This window comes from Spirillospora sp. NPDC047279 (assembly GCF_040643285.1).
Taxonomy (GTDB): Bacteria; Actinomycetota; Actinomycetes; order Streptosporangiales; family Streptosporangiaceae; genus Spirillospora.
Genome location: NZ_JBEYUA010000001.1, coordinates 453056 through 469159, shown reverse-complemented (window position 1 = coordinate 469159; position 16104 = coordinate 453056). Strand labels below are relative to the sequence as shown.

Below are 16104 nucleotides of genomic sequence, written 5' to 3'. Positions count from 1 at the left end.
ACACCAGCCTGATCCGGCCCCGGGTGGCTCAGCGGGGTTCAGCAGGTTGAGTGGAGGAGGGCTCCGACGGGTTCACCTGCGGCGGCCAGGCGGTTGTAGAGGTCCACGGCGGCGGTGGTCTCCTCTACGTGCACTCGGACGCCGGCGGCTTCCAGCATCGCCAAGGCTTCCGGCGTCGTCTCCAGGCGGAGTTCCATGCCGCGGCTCAGGACGACGACCACGGCGCCGTGGTCGAGGAGTTCTCGCACGTCGGCGGGCTGAATGCCCGGGGAGTGCCGGGTCCCGGTCTCGGACCAGTCCCAGGCCCGGGCGCCGCCCGGGAAGAGCTTGAGGTCCTTGCCGGTCTCGGCCCCGCCGGGGGTCTCGATCTCCAACCTCCCCCAGGACACATGGCTGACTCGCGGCGAACGTTCGACCACGGGAACACCTCCGACCTCAGCGTCAACAGTTGAAAAGTTGATGATCAAGATTGACTGTTCGCCGTTCAAGATTCACTCTGGGCTCAGCCGACCGGTTGGCTGTCCTGTCCCTCCTCGTTTCCCCCAGACCACCCCCGCATCACTGGAGACCGGATGCTGCCGCGGCGGATCGCCCGCGTGCTGGCCGCCGTGTCGACCATCGGTGTACTCGTCGGCGTGCCTCTGCACGCCGACGCGTCCCGGGCGGTCGGCTCGGCTGTGCGCACAGCGCAAGGCAAGACCATTCCAGCCCCCAAGGACTACTTCGGCTTCGCAATGGGCACGACCGGCAGGCTCGCCGGTTTCGACAAGATCAAGCAGTACTTCCGGCTGATCGGCGATCGGTCGGACCGGGTCACCTATCAGGTCGCCGACAAGACGACGCTGGGCAACGACTACCCCGTCCTGTTCGTGAGCTCACCCGGCAATCTACGCAATCTCGACCAGATCGTCCGGGACAACCAGCGGCTCGCCGACCCGCGCGGGATCTCCGACCAGGAGGCGCGGCGGCTGGCGCACCGGAGCAAGCCGGTCTACCTGATCGAGGGCACGCTGCACTCGACCGAGGTCGGCAACACGCAGGCGCTCGTCGACATCGTGCACAGGTTCGCGACCGAGGACTCCGACTACACCGACGACGTGCTCGACAACGCCGTCCTGATGGTCATCCCGTCCGGCAACCCCGACGGCCAGCACCTGGTGGTCGACCACTTCAACAAGACGGCCGGCACCGCGTACAACCGCGTCTACCCCGACCTCTACCACCGCTACATCGGACACGACAACAACCGCGACTGGTTCATGTTCACGCAGCGCGAGACGCGGACGCGCGTACGCCTGGAGCAGACGTACCGGCCGGTCGCCGGGCACTACATGCACCAGGCGGGCGCGACCTCGCCGCGGATCTGGACGCCGCCGTACGACGAGCCGCTCGGCACCGGCGTCGACCCGATCACGCTGGCGTCGGCGACGGAGCAGGGCGCGCACGCCGCGAAGGCCCTGACCGCCGACGGCAAGAAGGGCGTGCAGACCGACGACGCGTACGGGATCTTCTGGAACGCCGACGTCATGGGCTACTCGACGTTCCTCGGCACCTCGCTCTTCCTGACCGAGATCGCCGCGGCACGCGACCTCGCCTACCCGTACACCAGCGCCGACGGCAAGCCGCTCGGCTCGCAGAACCGGTCGCAGCGCCTGCTCCAGCCGTACGACCAGAACACCTGGACGCTGGAGCAGATCGTGGCGTACGCCAAGACGGCGGCGTACGCGGGCATCGAGAACGTCGCCAAGAACGGCGAGACGTGGCTGTTCAACAACCTCTACCAGGTGGCGCGCAACGGGGTGAACCTGACGGACGTGCTGCCGGGCACGCCGTACGCCTACGTCGTGCCGGCCGGCCAGCGCGACCCGTTCGCGGTGCTGGAGATGTTGCGGCTGTTCGAGTTCGGCCGGGTCGAGATCGAGCAGGCGCGGACGGCGTTCACGGCGGGCGGCAAGAGTTACCCGGCGGGCTCGTACGTGCTGCGGACGCGGCAGCCGCTGGGCCGCTGGATCGACCAGCTGCTCAAGGTCGACAAGTATCCGGAGCAGGCCGCGCGCAAGTGCGCCGACTGCCCGCTGATCATGCCGTACAGCGAGACGACCGACAACGTCGGACTGCTGCTCGGCGTGGACGTCGAGCCGGTGGAGAAGGCGTTCACCGCGCAGTTGCAGCGGGTGCCGAAGGTCGTCCCGCAGCCGGTGCGGATGCCGAACGCGCCGGGCGCGCGCGGCGCCTACCTGGTCGCGCCCGACTCGTACGGCGTCGCGCACGTGCTTTCGCGGCTGCAGAAGGCGAACGTGCCGACGCTCCGGGCGGCCGAGTCCTTCGAGGCGGCGGGACGGACGTTCGCGCCCGGCACGGTGGTCGTGCCGCCGTCGTCCGCCGCGCGCCAGACGTTGCAGGAGGTCTCGGCCTCGACCGGGCTCCAGGTGTACGGCACGGACACGGTGCCCGTGGTGGACGGGTTCCGGCTCAAGGCCGGCACGCGGGTCGGGCTGATCCGCGGCGCCAACAACATGCCCGGTGGCTGGATGACGTGGATGCTCGACCAGTACGGGATCAACTACAAGGTGGTGAGCGCCGACGACTACGGTGACCTGGCCGGGAAGTACGACACGATCGTTCTCTCGGACGGCGTCTCCAAGAACACGATCGTCACCGGCCTCGACCCGGCCAAGAATCCGCCGGAGTTCGCGTGGGCGCGCGGCGTCGGCGAGGAGGGCTGGTCGAAGCTCGGCGACTTCGTCTCCGGCGGCGGCAACCTCGTCGCGATCGGCAGCGCCTCGCAGACGGCGCGCGACCTGCTCGACCTGCCGATCGAGAACGCGGCTCCGTCGTCGGTGAACGCGCCGGGCGCCCTGCTGCGCGCCACGTACCGGCCGGACGTGCCGGCCGCGTGGGGCATGCCGAAGAGCTGGCCGGTCTGGTTCAACCGGGACGCCGCGTACCGCGTCACGGGCGGCGACGCCGAGATCGCCTCCACCTACCCGGAGGACGGCGACCTCCTCGCCAGCGGTTACGCCGCCGGCACCGCGGCGCTCGGCGGCCTCGCCAACGTCGCCTCGTTCAAGGTCGGCAAGGGCCACGCCACCGTCGCCGGGAGCGAGATCACGTTCCGTTCCTGGCCGCGGGCCACCTGGCCGATCGTCATCAACTCGATCTACCACGGCCCCTCGACGGCGGCGACCACCGGTCGCTGACCCGCTCACCACGCCGATCGTCCCGGGGGCCGCGCGGCCCCCGGGACGATCTACAACTGGACTCGGCGTCCAATTGTGATGGGCGCCACATACATGCAGGCTTGATTGCTTGTATGTGCCTTCGTAGCGTCGGGGTACCGGCACGGACCTCGATGGAGGGCCCATGAGCAAGCCCGTTTCCCGCCCCCGCCCCCGCCCCCGGCCCGCGATCCCGCCGCGCGACGTACGCACCCGCCGGATCAGGTTCGAGTACCCGCCCGAGAAGCTCCCGCGCCACTACCTCGGCGGCGACCTGGTGATGAGCCACATCGTGAGCGTGCTCTCCGCGCTCTTCCCCGAAGGGGAGGACTACTTCGTCCGCACCGTCGCCAACTACCGCGACCGCATCGACGACCCCGAGCTCAAGAAGCAGGTCGCCGGGTTCATCGGGCAGGAGGTGACGCACGGGCGCGAGCACCGGCAGTTCAACGAACGGCTCGCCTCGTACGGCTACCCGACGCGCGCCATCGACCGGCTGACCAAGTACGGGCTCGGCTTCAACCAGCGTTTCCTGCCCAGGAGCCACCAGCTCGCCGTCACCGCGGCGCTCGAGCACTACACCGCCACGCTCGCCGAGGTCCTCCTCAAGGACCCCGAGGCGCAGGCGATGTTCGACGTCGACGAGGTTCGCGCGATGTTCCAGTGGCACGCGCTGGAGGAGAACGAGCACAAGTCCGTCGCGTTCGACGTCTACCAGACCGTCAGCGGCGACCACCGCGTCCGCACCTGGGTCATGCACACCTCCACCGTCGGGCTCCTCGGCGCGGTCATCCTCGGCACGCTCCTCTCCCTCGCCCTCGACCGTTCCGCCTACAACCCGCTCCGCCTCGTCCCGAGCCTGGCCAGGCTGCGCCACTCGCCGTGGCTGCGGCGCGAGGTCGTCGCGCACATCCGCGACTACAACCGGCGCGGCTTCCACCCCGACGACCACGACACCACGGCCCTGATCGCCGAGTGGAAGACCCGCCTCTTCGGCGCCGACGGCCACCTGGCCGACCGCATGAAAGGCGACCAGCCGAAGGGCGACCGGACGCAGGACGCCGGCGGCACGGGCGCGGCGGCGACGGCCTGAACCGAACGGGGACGGGCGTTGGGAATATGTACGGGTGGTCACACTGGCATCATCGGCGACATGACCTTGGATGCCGCCGCGGCCCGGGCGATGGACCATGTGGAGGATCACGTCCGCGCCTTCTTCGAAGGCCACCCCGCGGTTCTCGCCGACTACGACCTGGGCGACGGGAGCCGCGGCACCGTACCCGCCCTCCGCGTCATCGAGGTCGCCCCCGGCCCGCGGCTCGGCATCTGGACGTACGCGACCGTGGGCGCCTCGCTGCGCGCCGACGCCCACGGCCGGCGGCGCGAGTTCGTCCTGACCGCCGCCGCCCGCGACCCGCGGTTCCCCGACCTGCTGGCGATGGCGGCCTTCTACCACTGCGGGCCCGCGCCCCGCCCGCTCGACGTGGGGCACAGCGTCCCGCTCGGCGAGCCGTGGCTGCTCGGCTCGACCTGCGACCACTTCCTGGTCAGCCTGCCCTACCTGCACGGCCCCGCCCTGGAGCAGTGCACGCTGCCGGACGGCCACCAGGCACGCTTCCTGTGGCTGCTCCCCGTCACGCCCTCGGAGATCGCCTTCCGCCGGACGCACGGCACCGAGGCCCTGGAACAGCTCTTCGACCAGGCGAGGATCGACCCCGTCGACCCCCACCGCCCCGCCGTCGTCTAAGAACCGGCGCGACCCGGGGGCATGATCAGGGACGCCGGTGCCGCAACCCGGCCAGCGAGTCGACGTACTTGAGCATCAGGCGGGCGAACTCCAGCCGCTCCCCCTCCGGCCAGTCCGCGGTGATGTACTCGAACGCCGACCGCTGATGACGGCGGAACCGTTCCATCAGCGCCTCACCCTCCGCGCTCAACCGCAGAACGCTGCGCCGCCCGTCCTCCTGCGACGCGGCCCGGACCAGGTAGCCGGCCTTGATGTTGTCGCTGACCATGCGGCTGGCCACCGACGGATCGACGCCGAGGAGCCCCGCCACCCCGCCCACGGTGATCTCCCGGTCCGAGTCGCGCGCGTGCTCCAGCACCAGGTTGAGCACCAGGGTCCGGCTCAGGTCCTTGGCCGAGAACGGCTCCTCGACCTCCAGCAACGCCGTCCGGCGGAGCTTGGAGAACGCCGGGCCCACCGCGTCCAGCAACTCGTCCTTGGTCACGTTCCCCACCCTATACATGTGTTGACGCGAACATACATGCATGTGAGCATGCATATATGAAGCCCCTCGGCTACTGGCTCAACCGCACCGACCAGGCCCTCACCGCCCACATGGACCGGACGCTCGCCGAGTTCGGCCTCACCCGCGTCGCCTGGCAGATGCTCAACGTCATCAAATCCGGCGCCGACTTCTCCGAGCTCCAGGCCAACGCCGACGCCACCACCCTCGGCACCACGTTCGACACCCTGGTCGCCGACGGCTGGACCACCCGCGAGCCGACCCTCACCCCCGAAGGCCGCGCCCGCCTCACCGACGTCGCCGAACGCATCGCCACGTTCCGCGAACGTTCCATGGCCGGCATCTCCCCCGACGACTACCGCACCACCATCGGCGTCCTCGAACGCATCACCGCCAACCTCGACCGCTGACCCACGCTCACCTGTACCAATGAGTACGGGTGTAGGCCGCGAACCCCATGGACTCGTAGAGCCGCCTGGGAACGGGATAGGCGTCGTCCCCCCGGCAGTAGACGACCGCCCGGCGCCCTCCGGCCTTGGCGAACGCGTGCAGCACGGCCGTGCACACGGTGCGCGCCAGCCCCAGCCGCCTGAACTCCGGCCGAGTCCCGACCGGCTCGAACTCCCCCACCCCGTTGACCTCGTCGAACCACCCCTGGCAGTAGGCCGCGACACCCCCGTCCGGAGCCACCACGACGAGATCGAACTCAGGCCGGTAAGGCCACGTCCCCCTCATCCGAACGTGGCGCTCCACGGTGACCCACTCCGACCCGAACGCGGCCCGATGAGCCGCCGCCCGCCCCGCGAAGTCACCCGCGCCCTCCTGCTCGCGGATCACGAACCCGTCCGGCAGCCCGGGCAGGTCCGGCAGCCGCCGCAACGACCGGCTCATCGCGAGCATGAACGCCCCGTCCGGGACACGCGCACACCCCCGCCGCTCCAACGCCGCCGCCACCCACGTCTCCGTCCCGGCAAGCTCGACGCTCAATCTTCCGGAGGCCGTCTCCCCAGCCCAGTCGAGCACCTCGTCGACAAGCTCCGGACGTCCCGGATCGACCTGGAGCATGAGCTCCCCCGGCAGTTGCACCCACCCCCAGGCCAACGTCTGACCCTCACAAGTCCAGACTGCCGTCGGGTGCTCCCCAGCGAGACACCAGTTCCACGCAAGGTCGCCGACATGCCGATACCCGGTCACCGGAAACACCCGCTCGGCCAGCTCCTGCATAGCGCGCAGCCCCGCAACCCCGGCGTCCTCAAAACGTCGCACACCGCCACCCTCCCCAACCACCCACAAACCAGCAACACCATTCCTCCAAGCCCCACCGCACCCTCTGTGCCCCGCGTCAAGAATTTGGCTCAGAAACCCGGGTCTGGATGTTGGGAGTGCCGGCTCGCGCGGGTGTAGATCTCGACCGGCCCGTGGCGCCACCGAGGCTCTGGTGGGGCCAGGCATGGTTGAAATCAGCCAGTAGGCCTCGGCCTCGCGGACCAGGGCAGGCAGGTCGTCGATCTCGATCCGATACAGGCGTTCGTACCTCAGCGACCCGAACGCACACTCCCGGACCGTTCTGGTCGGGTGAGCGGCGCCAGATGCGCACATGCACGAACTCGGCCCGGCCCGCGATGAACCAGACGAACGCGGCCCCCTTGAGCGCGAGCCCGTTACCGGCAACCAACTTGATCTTGGTCACCTCACCCGTCACCGGGTCGGTCAGCGCCTCCTGAAGGGGGCAGCCCGTCACTGGGCCAGCCATGGCCTCCTGAAGGGGCCACCCACCAGCCGTCCGGTTTCGGCGATCGCCAATTGCACTGCGGCGACGGCGACGGTGCAGGTCAGTGAGATACGCCAGCCGTGCCCGTTCTTGGTGAAGTAGTCGGCAACCCCGCTATCGGCCAGGTCTCACCCGCCGTGGTCTCGTACTCGCTGAAGCCCTGCTGTCACCGGCCGTCCCCGGGCGAGCCCGGCTTCGACGCCTCGGTCGTCGACGTCGTCATCCCCGTCGAGGACGACGACAGCCCGGCAACGGCCCGGCACTGCACAAGGTCAGCGGCATCCCGGCCGGTCCCTCCAGCGGCACCTCCCTGCGGGCCGCCCTGCGGCTGGCCGCCGAGCGCGGGGACGGCACAATCGTCTCCCGGTTCGGACCGTAGGGCGGATCGGCGAACGGGGGCTTGCGCCCTTTGGACGAGCTGGCGACGTTCGCCCTGGTAGCCGAAACGGTTGGAGCAAACCGCAACGACACATCGCCCGCTCCAGACTGGAAGCCGACACTCCGATCCCGTCCGCCCGCATGAGCCAGTGGAGCTTCCGGTGGCCCCAGGCCAGCCATACGCAGCCTCACTTGGCCACCACCGGCTCGAACTCATCGGCCATCAGCGCCGACCATGGGCCCCTTCGCCGAGTCCCAGCGCGGAGCTTGGCGAGCTTACGAGTGTAGGTACAGCGCGGGACTCCGATAGGGCGCAGAACCTCAACACCGGCATCGCCGCGTCTTTGGCAAATCACCTCAAGGCCGCGAGGGCCAGGCGCCCTCAGCCAACGTCGTCCATACCCGCAACTGCACATGCGCCTCACTGAGATGTCATCTCATTTGGGTGCGGTTCTTTTTGAAGGACCTGGATGAGCTGGGGTTGTGAGCGTTCGGTCGCTGTGGGTGGGTTCGTCTTTTACCGTTCGGGGTGGAGGCGACCACGATGGGTTCACTGTTTGATGAGCTGGCGCGGCGGGAGGCTGTGGTCCGGCAGCGGATCGAGGAGATCTCCGAACAGATCGCCGAGTTGGCCGGCCTGCTGGAGGCCGAGGAGGACTGGTTGTCACGGCTGGCCATCACCTGGGAGACCGTGCGAGAGGTGGTGGTGAGGCGGTTGGAACGGTCGAGGATCTGGTGGTTGAGTCCGGCCCTGCCGGTTCGGGTGTGGCGGCGACCTCGCCGATCGGGGTTTTGACGGTGCCGCCGTGGCGGCCGGGCGTGACGGCGTCGGAGTTGCCGACCGCATATCAGCACGCGGTGGAGATCCTGGCCGATGCTGCCGCGCCGATGCGGGCCGGGCAGATCGCGGCCGCGATGGGGCTGGAGGACTCGGCGGCCAAGCGGGAGGCGCTGCGGTCCAAGCTGAAGCGACTGGTCGAACGCGGCTGGGCGACCGAGAACGAGCCGGGGCTGTTGGCTTTGACCGGCTCGGCGGCGCGCGAGCTAGGCGCCGGGCCCAGTGGTGGGTCGGGCGGTGGGCAGGACGGCATTGCCTCGTCACGGGCTAGGTGATTGCGGCGGGCTCTTCCCCGGGTGCAGGTTCGATGGCAACCACACCTTGGAGAACCGACCGCGCCGGGAAGAAGAGCCCGCGAGGGGAAAACTACGTCGCCGGGGCCGATGTTGACGCCTTTGCGGCCGCGAGGAACACCTTCAACTGTCTGGTCGGACAGCTCACCGATTCCAAGACTCTGTCCTTGGGTCACGATCGGCTCGAGGATCTGCTGCTCGAACGGGGGCGAGAGCTGCAACGGCTGTTGCTGCAGGCGCACCTGGACCTGCGGGCGATGCGTGAACGCCAGGCCGCCGAGCACCTTCGCGGCACCGGCGCCGGGATCATCGGGCCCGACGGGGTGCAACGGCGCCGACTGGAGGCCGGGCATCATCGGCCGCTGGCCACGGTGTTCGGGACGGTGACCGTCACCCGCTGTGCCTGGCGCGCCGCCGGAACCGGGTATCTGCATCCGGCCGACGAGGCGTTGTCGCTGCCGGCCGGGCGGCACTCCCACGGGCTGGGGCGCCTGGCGGCGCTGGAGGCGGTGCGTGGTTCGTTCGACAACGCGCTGGAGGCGATCGGTGCCCGCTGCGGGAAAGGTGGTGGGCAAACGGCAACTTCTGGAGCTGGTGCGGCGGGCGGCGGTCGATATCGACACCTTCAACGCCTCGGTCATGCCGATGCCGCGCACCGCCGACGAACTACTGGTCCTCAGCACCGACGCCAGAGGGGTCGTGAAAAGGGATCGTGATGCGGCCCGAGGCGTTGCGCCCGGCTACCGCCAGGGCCGCCGCCCGCGCCGAGCGCACCTTCCGCACCCGCCTGGCCGCCGGCGAGAAACCCGCCCGAAAACGCATGGCCACCCTCGCAGTGGTCTACGACGCGGTCCCGGCACCCCGCCGCCCGCATGACGTGATCGCCGTTCCCGGCGGACGGCACGGGGCCAGACGGCCGCGGCCTGGGCCGCGGGCGAGGAGGAAGTGGTTGCGCGGTTCGGTGATCGCCGAACCGGACCAGGTGATCGCCCGCGCCTTCGACCACGCCCAATCGCGCGATCCCACCTACGCCCGGACCTGGGTCGTGCTGGTCGACGGCGCCAGGCACCAGCTTGATCTGATCCGGGCCGAGGCCGCCCGGCGGAAGGCACCGATCCACATCATTCTGGATTTCGTTCATGTGATCGAAAAGCTCTGGGCGGCGGCCTGGGACCTGCACCGCCCGGGCGACAACTGGTTGTTGGGGTGGGTCAGGCTGCGAGATGGTGATTATCCCAGGGGTTGTCACCGTCGCTTGGGTCGGGTGTTCGTCCGGTGGGCCATCTGCCGCGTCTGGATCGTGTGATCCCGTCGGGTGGTAGCGCCCGGTAGTCGTAGCGTCCGTGCTGGTCTTTGGTGATCTGTATCTGGTCGGGGTGGGTGTGTTTCCAGCGGTTATGCCAGCCGCAGCACAGCGCGAGTTTGTCGATATCGGTCGGGCTGTTTCCCAGCGCCCACCCGTCAACATGGTCGACTTCGCACAGGAAGCCCGGCACCTCACACCCACGCACCGCGCAGGTGTCGTATGGGGTTTCCAGGACGCGGCGTTGGCCTGGGCTGGCGATGCGGGTGGTGTGCCCCAGGTAGAGCGGCACGTTGCCGGGACCGAGCAGCAGCGGTGAGACTCCGGCGGTGAGCGCCAGGCGCCGTACCTGCTCGGCCGGGATGGGGGTGCCGTCCCGTAGCCAGCCGGGCGCGTCCTCGCCCATGAGGGTTTCGAGGTTGGCGATGACGGTGACGCGGGTGTCTTTGTGGCCGTGTGACAGCACGGTGGTCAACGCGGCTGCCGTCCGCTCGCCCAGGTCACGCCGGTCGTCGCTGCCTGCTGGTTTGGTCAGCGGGCCGAGGGTGCCGTCCAGGATCGCGGCGTCTTCGGGATTGAGCCACCCGTTCACATACGACCCACCATCCAACGACCGGCTCAACGTCAGCCACGACCGTTCATAGCCGCGCTGAACGTCTTCGGGGGCTTTCTCGGTGCCGTTCTGCTCGGCCACCAGATCGTGGATCTTGCGGCCGAGCCGGGCGACCTTGCCCGCCGACAAGCCGTCGTTGGCGGCGTTCAACAGAATGTCCTCGGCCGCCGCGCAGTCCTCATCGTTCAACCGCTGCACGGCGTCGGCAACCGTAGCCGCGTAACCGAGCGACAGGTCACCGGCAGCCAGGTCCTTGCCCACCCGCTCCAAACGCGGCAACTGCCGGGCCAGGGTGACGCGTTCCTTGGCACGGCCTTCCCGCATCCCCAGACGGCAGCGCAGCCACGCCTGGGTGGACGGCAGCCCCCAGTGCTTCATTTCGCCGGTGCGGTCCACTACTGCGATCATCGCGGCCAATGCGGATTCGCCTTGGTCGAACGCACGCGCCAGGCCTTCGGCCAGCTCCATGCAAGCGGCGCCGGAGTCGGGGGCGGGACGTTGAGTGAGTTGGGTGGCGATCGCGGCTACCGCTTCCACCAATTCCGCGGTGGAGGCGGTCTCTAGATCCGCGACGATCGAATGCATGTCTTGATTGTATCGATGGTCACGGATTGCAATTATCTGATTACGGACATTTCGGATGGCCGCAGGTGGCCAACAATTCACCGGGGCGGAAACAGGTCGCGGCGGGCGGCACCGTTGGGTGGTTGATCAGGTCACGGCGGGCGGCACCGTTGGGTGTTGATCGTCCAACGGTCGTGCGTGACCCGGGACGGGTGAGCCGGAGTCTCGGGCGGTTGCTGCAGGTAAATGGCCGAGTGGGGCCGAACTGACACACCACGCACGCCCCTCCGCCGCTCCGCCGCTCCGCCCCTCCGCCCCTCCGCCCCTCCGAGGGTTTCTGTCACGTTGGCTGGGGTCACAGAAACCTTAGGGTGCGATTAGGCGGAGGCGGCGCTGCCGCCTGAGGTTGCGCCGACAACCCGCGCTTCGCGCGGCTCAAAGGTTCGAACATCAGCGATCAGCAGCACCCGCACAATGGCAGGAAAGCGAGACCGGCCGCCTACTTTCTTGTCGATGCCAAGTTTGAACAGAAGGCCGTATCTGCTCGCACTCGGGAGACAGGCGCTAGCCAAAGGGGTGACCGATGCCGCCATCCCCGAAGGGGCTAATGATCTAATCGAAGATGCGTTGATCCGCAGTGAAGCTCCAAGTCCCCAACACCCCACCCACTTTCTTGTCGCTGCCGCGTTTGAGCAGCAGACCGTGTCGCCTCACACCCGGGCAAGACGCACGAGCCATAGGGGTGACCGGTGCCGCAGGCGCGAAGCGCCCTGGTCTTGCCGGGCAACCGGCAGCACCGGCAGCACCTACGCAAGGTCATGCTCTGAGGTTCTCGATCTTCGGTAATTCTTGAGGCTATTGATGTGGTCCGAACTGAGCCCTCGATGGGGCCTGAAGCATCCTCCGAGCAGTACCCCTGTGGCTGGGCTCTGCTTCTCCGGAGCGGATGGGGATCTGGGGCTGAAGCCGCAACCACGGGCCGAGACGGGCGCGGGCGCGGCGCGGCGGGTGCAGTGCCCGGCGTAGGACCTGCTGGCGCAGGCGCTTTACACCTCGTCGGCGAGTGCGGCGCAGGCACGGCGCGGCAGCTCTGGTTGACGATCCAGTGAGCCTGGATGAGGCGCTGCCCCAGTTTTGGAGCGGACTGCGAGACCGGATAGGGCTGCCCGAGCGGAACGAGGGGCGTTGCTCTTCACGGGCTTGTTGCCGCTACGAACGACGGCGGGACACTGGCCGTGGCGGCGTCCTGAGCCTGGTCTCGTCTGGGAAAGACGGACCGAGCTTTGGCGAGTTCCTTCCCTGGCGAGACCGCCAGGCCGCGACCGCCAGGCCGAACAGCAGCACGTTGGCGTAGGTGAAGTGCAGGCCGCCGACGTCCACCTCTACAGCGCTCCCTTGGTGGAGGGGATGCCGTGCACCTTGGGGTCGAACGCCACCGCGTCGCGCAGCGCGCGGGCGAGCGCCTTGAACTGGCACTCGACGATGTCGTGCGCGTTGCGCCCGTACGGGACGTGGACGTGCAGGCAGATCTGCGCGTGGGAGACGAACGACTCGAAGATGTGCCGGGTCATCGCCTGGTGGGTGAGCGACCTGGCGACGAGCGTGCTCGGGAAACGCGCCGAGCCTGCACGCATAAGCAAAGCGAGCGGGTGGGCGCAACGAGCGGGTTGGCCGGGCGAGCGGGTTGGCGAGGCGAACAGGGTGACCGAGCCGAACAGGGTGACCGAGCCCAGCAGGGTGACCGAGCCGAACAGGGTGACCGAGCCGAACAGGGTGACCGAGCCCAGCAGGGTGACCGAGCCCAGCAGGGTGACCGAGCCCAGCAGGGTGACCGAGCCCAGCAGGGTGACCGAGCCGAACAGGGTGACCGAGCCCAGCAGGGTGACCGAGCCCAGCAGGGTGACCGGGCGAACATGGCGGCCGGGCGAGCAGGATGGGCGAGGCGAACAGGTTGACCGAGCCAGCAGGTTGACCGAGCCAGCGGATTGGCCGAGCGGGCAGGGCGGCCAAGTGACCAGGGTGAGCGGGGCGAGTGGGTAGGTGAGACGAGTGGGTTGGGCAGGGCGACTGGGCGAAAGCGTTTGGGTAGGGGCGCGGGCGTTTGGGTGAGGGTGGGGCGGTCGTCGGAGGTCCCTTTTGGCTGCGGCGAGTCGGGCGGCGGCGGGTGCTGCCCGTTCGGACGGCTCATCACGGCCTGGGGTGGTGAGGAGGGGCGGGTGGGGGTGAGGATTTGGGGGTGCCTTTTGCGGATGAGGTTTCTACGGCTGATGTGGTGGATTACCGGGATGAGTGGGCGGCTGATTTCGGGCGCCTGGCGGAGGTGTTGAGGGGCGCGTTGGGGAGCGTTGCCCTGGCGGTCGACCATGTGGGGTCGACGGCCGTGCCGGGGTTGGCCGCCAAGGACTGCGTGGACGTGCAGGTACGGGTGGCGGCGATCGACGAAGGGGTGATCGTCGGGCTGATGGAGGGGGTGGGGTTCCGGTGCCGGCCGGAGGCCTGGAATCGGGTGGAGGTGTCGGCGGGGCGGGAGTACCGGAAGCTGGTGTTCGCGCCGCCGGTGGGCGGGCGGCGGTGCAACGTTCATGTGCGGGAGGACGGGAGCGGGAACGCTCGGTTCGCACTGCTGTTCCGCGACTACCTGCGAGCGGACGCGGTGGCGCGGGAGGCGTGGGGCGAGTTCAAACGGCGGCTGGCGGCGGGCCTGCCGGATCTCGCCTCGTACGGGCAGGTCAAGGCACCGGCGACGGTGGTGCTGATGGGGGCCGCTGAACGGTGGGCGGCGGAGACGGGGTGGGAGGTCCCTAGAGGTAGTCGGTGACCAGGGCGGCGAACTCCTCCGGGGTCATGATCTTGATGCCGAGGGACTCGGCCTTGGCGCGCTTGGAGCCCGCCTTCTCGCCGGCGACGAGGAGGGCGGTGCGGGCGGAGACGGAGGAGGAGGCCTTGCCGCCGGCGCGTTCGACGAGCTCGTTGACCTCGTTGCGGGTGAGGTCGGCGAGGGGGCCGGACATGCTGCCGGTGACGACGACCGACATGCCGTCGAGGGGGAGCTCCGGCGTGGTCTCGGCGTCCTGGGAGGGGGCGGCGTCGGGCTCGGTCATGGTGAGGCCTGCGGCGATGAGCTTGTCGATGAGCGGCGCCAGCTCGGCGATCTCCTCGACGAGGACGGGGGACTTTTCGGGGCCGATGCCGTCGACCTCCTGGAAGGCCTCGGCGTCGGCGGCGCGGATGGCGTCCATGGTGCCGAAATGGCGGGCGATGCGGCGGGACATGGAACGGCCGGTGCCGCGGACGCCGAGCGCGCAGAAGACCTTGTTGAGGGGCTTGGCGCGGGCCTGGTCGATGGCGAAGAGCAGGTTGTCGGTGCTGACCTCGCCCATACGGTCGAGGGCCAGGAGCTGATCACGGGTGATGCCGAAGAGGTCGCCGAAGTCGGTGATCAGACCGGCCTCGACCAGCTGGTCGATGCGGTTTTCGCCGAGGCCCTCGATGTCGAGCTGGTCGCGGCCGACGGCGTAGCGGACCGAGGCGATGGCGTGGCAGGCGCGGCCCCTGACGCAGCGCCAGCGCTTTTGCGAGTCATCGATGACGTCGCCGCAGCGGGGGCAGGCCGAGGGGATCTCGATCGGCGTCTCGTCGCCGGTGCGGAGGGGGAGGACGGGGGCCTCGACGCGGGGGATGACGTCTCCGGCCTTGTAGACGGTGACGTGGTCGCCGATCATCAGGTCGCGGCGGGCGATGTCACCGGCGTTGTGCAGGGTGGCGTAGGTGATGACCGAGCCGTCGACCTCGACCGGCTCCAGGACGGCCCGCGGGGCGATGGTGCCGGTGCGGCCGACGTTCCACTCGACCGCGAGGAGCTTGGTGATCTTTTCGACGGCGGGGAGCTTGTAGGCGACGGCCCAGCGGGGTGCCCGGGACGAGAGGCCCGCGTCCTCCTGGTCGGCGGCCAGGTCGGCCTTGATGACGATGCCGTCGATGCCGAACGACAGGTCGGCGCGCAGCGCGGCGATCGCGTCGACCCGCTCCTGCACCTCGGCGACCGTGGTGCAGGTGATGGCACCGGCCGGGGTGGCGCCGCTGGTCTGCACGCCGAGCTCGGCGGCGAGCGCCATGACCTCGCTGTGCGGGAGGGTGCGCAGCCGGGCGGCGAGGTCGTCGCCGGTCTCGGGGAGCGGCAGGACGCCGTAGGAGAAGAAGGTCATCTCGACCTGGTAGGGCCGGTCCTTCGCGCGCAGCGACCCGGCCGCGGCGCTGCGCGGGTTGGCGAACGCGGGGCCGCCGTGCGCGGTGCGGGAGGCGTTGGCGGCCTCGAACTGCTCGCGGGTCATCAGGACCTCGCCGCGGAACTCGACGGTGACCGGCTCGGCGAGGCGCGCGGGCAGCCCGAGGATCGTGCCGATGCCGTGCGAGACGTCCTCGCCGGCGGTGCCGTCGCCGCGGGTGACGAGCTGCGTGAGCCGTCCGTCGCGGTAACGGACCGAGATGGCCAGGCCGTCGAGCTTGGGCTCCACGCTCCAGACCGCGACCGGACGGCCGAGCCTGCGTTCGAGCCCGGCGGCCCAGGAGGCGAGCTCGTCGGCGCCGAAGACGTTGTCGAGGCTGAGCATCGGGATGCTGTGCGGGACGTCGCCAATGACCGCTCCCCCGGCGACCTTGCCGGTGGGCGAGTCGGGCAGCACGTGCTCCGGGTGCGCCTGCTCGTAGGCGGCGATGCCCCGCACGAGGCGGTCGAACGCGTCGTCGTCCAGGGGAGAGTCGCCCTCGCCGTAGTAGGCGGCCGCGGCGGAGACGGCGGTCTGCACGGCGGCGGCGTACGCGGCCTGGTCGTCGATCTCGGTGCGGCCCGGAGCGTTCGTCATACCCACATAATGCCT

Annotated in this window: 14 protein-coding genes and 1 pseudogene; 9 read left to right on the top strand and 6 right to left on the bottom strand. The window is 69.4% G+C overall.

Annotated elements, in window-relative coordinates; genetic code table 11:
* Positions 1-38: 38 nt before the first annotated feature.
* Positions 39-419: an Mth938-like domain-containing protein gene (locus tag ABZ810_RS02320; protein ID WP_358398124.1), complete on the bottom strand. Its 381-nt coding sequence runs from the start codon at positions 417-419 to the stop codon at positions 39-41.
* 153 nt (positions 420-572) lie between these two features.
* Here ABZ810_RS02320 and ABZ810_RS02315 point away from each other — a divergent pair, with 153 nt between their 5' ends.
* From ABZ810_RS02315 to ABZ810_RS02305, 3 genes are all read left to right on the top strand, one after another.
* Positions 573-3200 carry a M14 family zinc carboxypeptidase gene (locus ABZ810_RS02315; RefSeq protein ID WP_358398121.1) on the top strand — a complete coding sequence of 876 codons (2628 nt, stop codon included), beginning with the start codon at positions 573-575 and terminating at the stop codon, positions 3198-3200.
* 163 nt (positions 3201-3363) lie between these two features.
* The gene (locus ABZ810_RS02310) at positions 3364-4311 is read left to right on the top strand and encodes a metal-dependent hydrolase (RefSeq protein WP_358398118.1); all 948 of its coding nucleotides are present in this window, start codon (positions 3364-3366) and stop codon (positions 4309-4311) included.
* Positions 4312-4371: 60 nt separating this feature from the next.
* On the top strand, positions 4372-4965 hold the full coding sequence (locus tag ABZ810_RS02305; RefSeq protein WP_358398116.1) for a suppressor of fused domain protein: 594 nt from the start codon (positions 4372-4374) through the stop codon (positions 4963-4965).
* A 25-nt stretch (positions 4966-4990) separates the two neighbouring features.
* Here the strand turns inward: ABZ810_RS02305 and ABZ810_RS02300 are convergent, their stop codons facing one another.
* Positions 4991-5449: a MarR family winged helix-turn-helix transcriptional regulator gene (locus ABZ810_RS02300; RefSeq protein ID WP_358398114.1), complete on the bottom strand. Its 459-nt coding sequence runs from the start codon at positions 5447-5449 to the stop codon at positions 4991-4993.
* A gap of 56 nt (positions 5450-5505) precedes the next feature.
* Between ABZ810_RS02300 and ABZ810_RS02295 the strand changes: the two genes are divergently transcribed.
* Positions 5506-5877 (top strand): hypothetical protein, encoded by a 372-nt coding sequence (locus ABZ810_RS02295; protein WP_358398112.1) that lies wholly within the window; start codon positions 5506-5508, stop codon positions 5875-5877.
* Between the two features lie 7 nt (positions 5878-5884).
* Here ABZ810_RS02295 and ABZ810_RS02290 read toward each other — a convergent pair whose 3' ends face one another.
* A complete protein-coding gene (locus tag ABZ810_RS02290; protein WP_358398110.1) occupies positions 5885-6553 on the bottom strand; it encodes a GNAT family N-acetyltransferase in 669 nt (222 codons plus the stop codon).
* 1592 nt (positions 6554-8145) lie between these two features.
* Here ABZ810_RS02290 and ABZ810_RS02285 point away from each other — a divergent pair.
* The 4 genes from ABZ810_RS02285 to ABZ810_RS02270 are packed head-to-tail and all read left to right on the top strand — an operon-like array spanning position 8146 to position 10053.
* Complete coding sequence (locus ABZ810_RS02285) at positions 8146-8412, top strand: hypothetical protein (protein ID WP_358398108.1); 267 nt, start codon at positions 8146-8148, stop codon at positions 8410-8412.
* The gene (locus ABZ810_RS02280) at positions 8382-8729 is read left to right on the top strand and encodes a hypothetical protein (RefSeq protein WP_358398106.1); all 348 of its coding nucleotides are present in this window, start codon (positions 8382-8384) and stop codon (positions 8727-8729) included. Before ABZ810_RS02285 ends, ABZ810_RS02280 begins: the two co-directional genes overlap by 31 nt.
* 32 nt (positions 8730-8761) lie before the next feature.
* Positions 8762-9463 carry a hypothetical protein gene (locus tag ABZ810_RS02275; protein ID WP_358398103.1) on the top strand — a complete coding sequence of 234 codons (702 nt, stop codon included), beginning with the start codon at positions 8762-8764 and terminating at the stop codon, positions 9461-9463.
* Positions 9463-10053 (top strand): hypothetical protein, encoded by a 591-nt coding sequence (locus ABZ810_RS02270; protein ID WP_358398100.1) that lies wholly within the window; start codon positions 9463-9465, stop codon positions 10051-10053. Before ABZ810_RS02275 ends, ABZ810_RS02270 begins: the two co-directional genes overlap by 1 nt.
* On the opposite strand, the gene ABZ810_RS02265 is transcribed toward ABZ810_RS02270, so the two are convergent.
* Both ABZ810_RS02265 and ABZ810_RS02260 read right to left on the bottom strand, forming a co-directional pair.
* On the bottom strand, positions 9959-11248 hold the full coding sequence (locus ABZ810_RS02265; RefSeq protein WP_358398098.1) for a DUF222 domain-containing protein: 1290 nt from the start codon (positions 11246-11248) through the stop codon (positions 9959-9961). The genes ABZ810_RS02270 and ABZ810_RS02265 overlap by 95 nt on opposite strands.
* A gap of 1361 nt (positions 11249-12609) precedes the next feature.
* A pseudogene (locus tag ABZ810_RS02260) lies at positions 12610-12798 on the bottom strand (imidazoleglycerol-phosphate dehydratase); the annotation flags it as partial.
* A gap of 665 nt (positions 12799-13463) precedes the next feature.
* Between ABZ810_RS02260 and ABZ810_RS02255 the strand changes: the two are divergent.
* Complete coding sequence (locus ABZ810_RS02255; protein ID WP_358398096.1) at positions 13464-14045, top strand: GrpB family protein; 582 nt, start codon at positions 13464-13466, stop codon at positions 14043-14045.
* Here ABZ810_RS02255 and ligA read toward each other — a convergent pair.
* Complete coding sequence (ligA, locus tag ABZ810_RS02250; protein ID WP_358398094.1) at positions 14029-16089, bottom strand: NAD-dependent DNA ligase LigA; 2061 nt, start codon at positions 16087-16089, stop codon at positions 14029-14031. The two genes, ABZ810_RS02255 and ligA, sit on opposite strands and share 17 nt — an antisense overlap.
* Positions 16090-16104: the final 15 nt, after the last annotated feature.

What these genes read in the sequence shown, in the direction of transcription:
- ABZ810_RS02315 (WP_358398121.1), top strand. Translation starts at nt 573, where the DNA reads ATGCTGCCGCGGCGGATCGCCCGCGTGCTGGCCGCCGTGTCGACCATC.
- ABZ810_RS02310 (WP_358398118.1), top strand. Translation starts at nt 3,364, where the DNA reads ATGAGCAAGCCCGTTTCCCGCCCCCGCCCCCGCCCCCGGCCCGCGATC.
- ABZ810_RS02305 (WP_358398116.1), top strand. Translation starts at nt 4,372, where the DNA reads ATGACCTTGGATGCCGCCGCGGCCCGGGCGATGGACCATGTGGAGGAT.
- ABZ810_RS02295 (WP_358398112.1), top strand. Translation starts at nt 5,506, where the DNA reads ATGAAGCCCCTCGGCTACTGGCTCAACCGCACCGACCAGGCCCTCACC.
- ABZ810_RS02275 (WP_358398103.1), top strand. Translation starts at nt 8,762, where the DNA reads ATGGCAACCACACCTTGGAGAACCGACCGCGCCGGGAAGAAGAGCCCG.
- ABZ810_RS02270 (WP_358398100.1), top strand. Translation starts at nt 9,463, where the DNA reads ATGCGGCCCGAGGCGTTGCGCCCGGCTACCGCCAGGGCCGCCGCCCGC.
- ABZ810_RS02265 (WP_358398098.1), bottom strand. Translation starts at nt 11,248, where the DNA reads ATGCATTCGATCGTCGCGGATCTAGAGACCGCCTCCACCGCGGAATTG.
- ligA (WP_358398094.1), bottom strand. Translation starts at nt 16,089, where the DNA reads ATGACGAACGCTCCGGGCCGCACCGAGATCGACGACCAGGCCGCGTAC.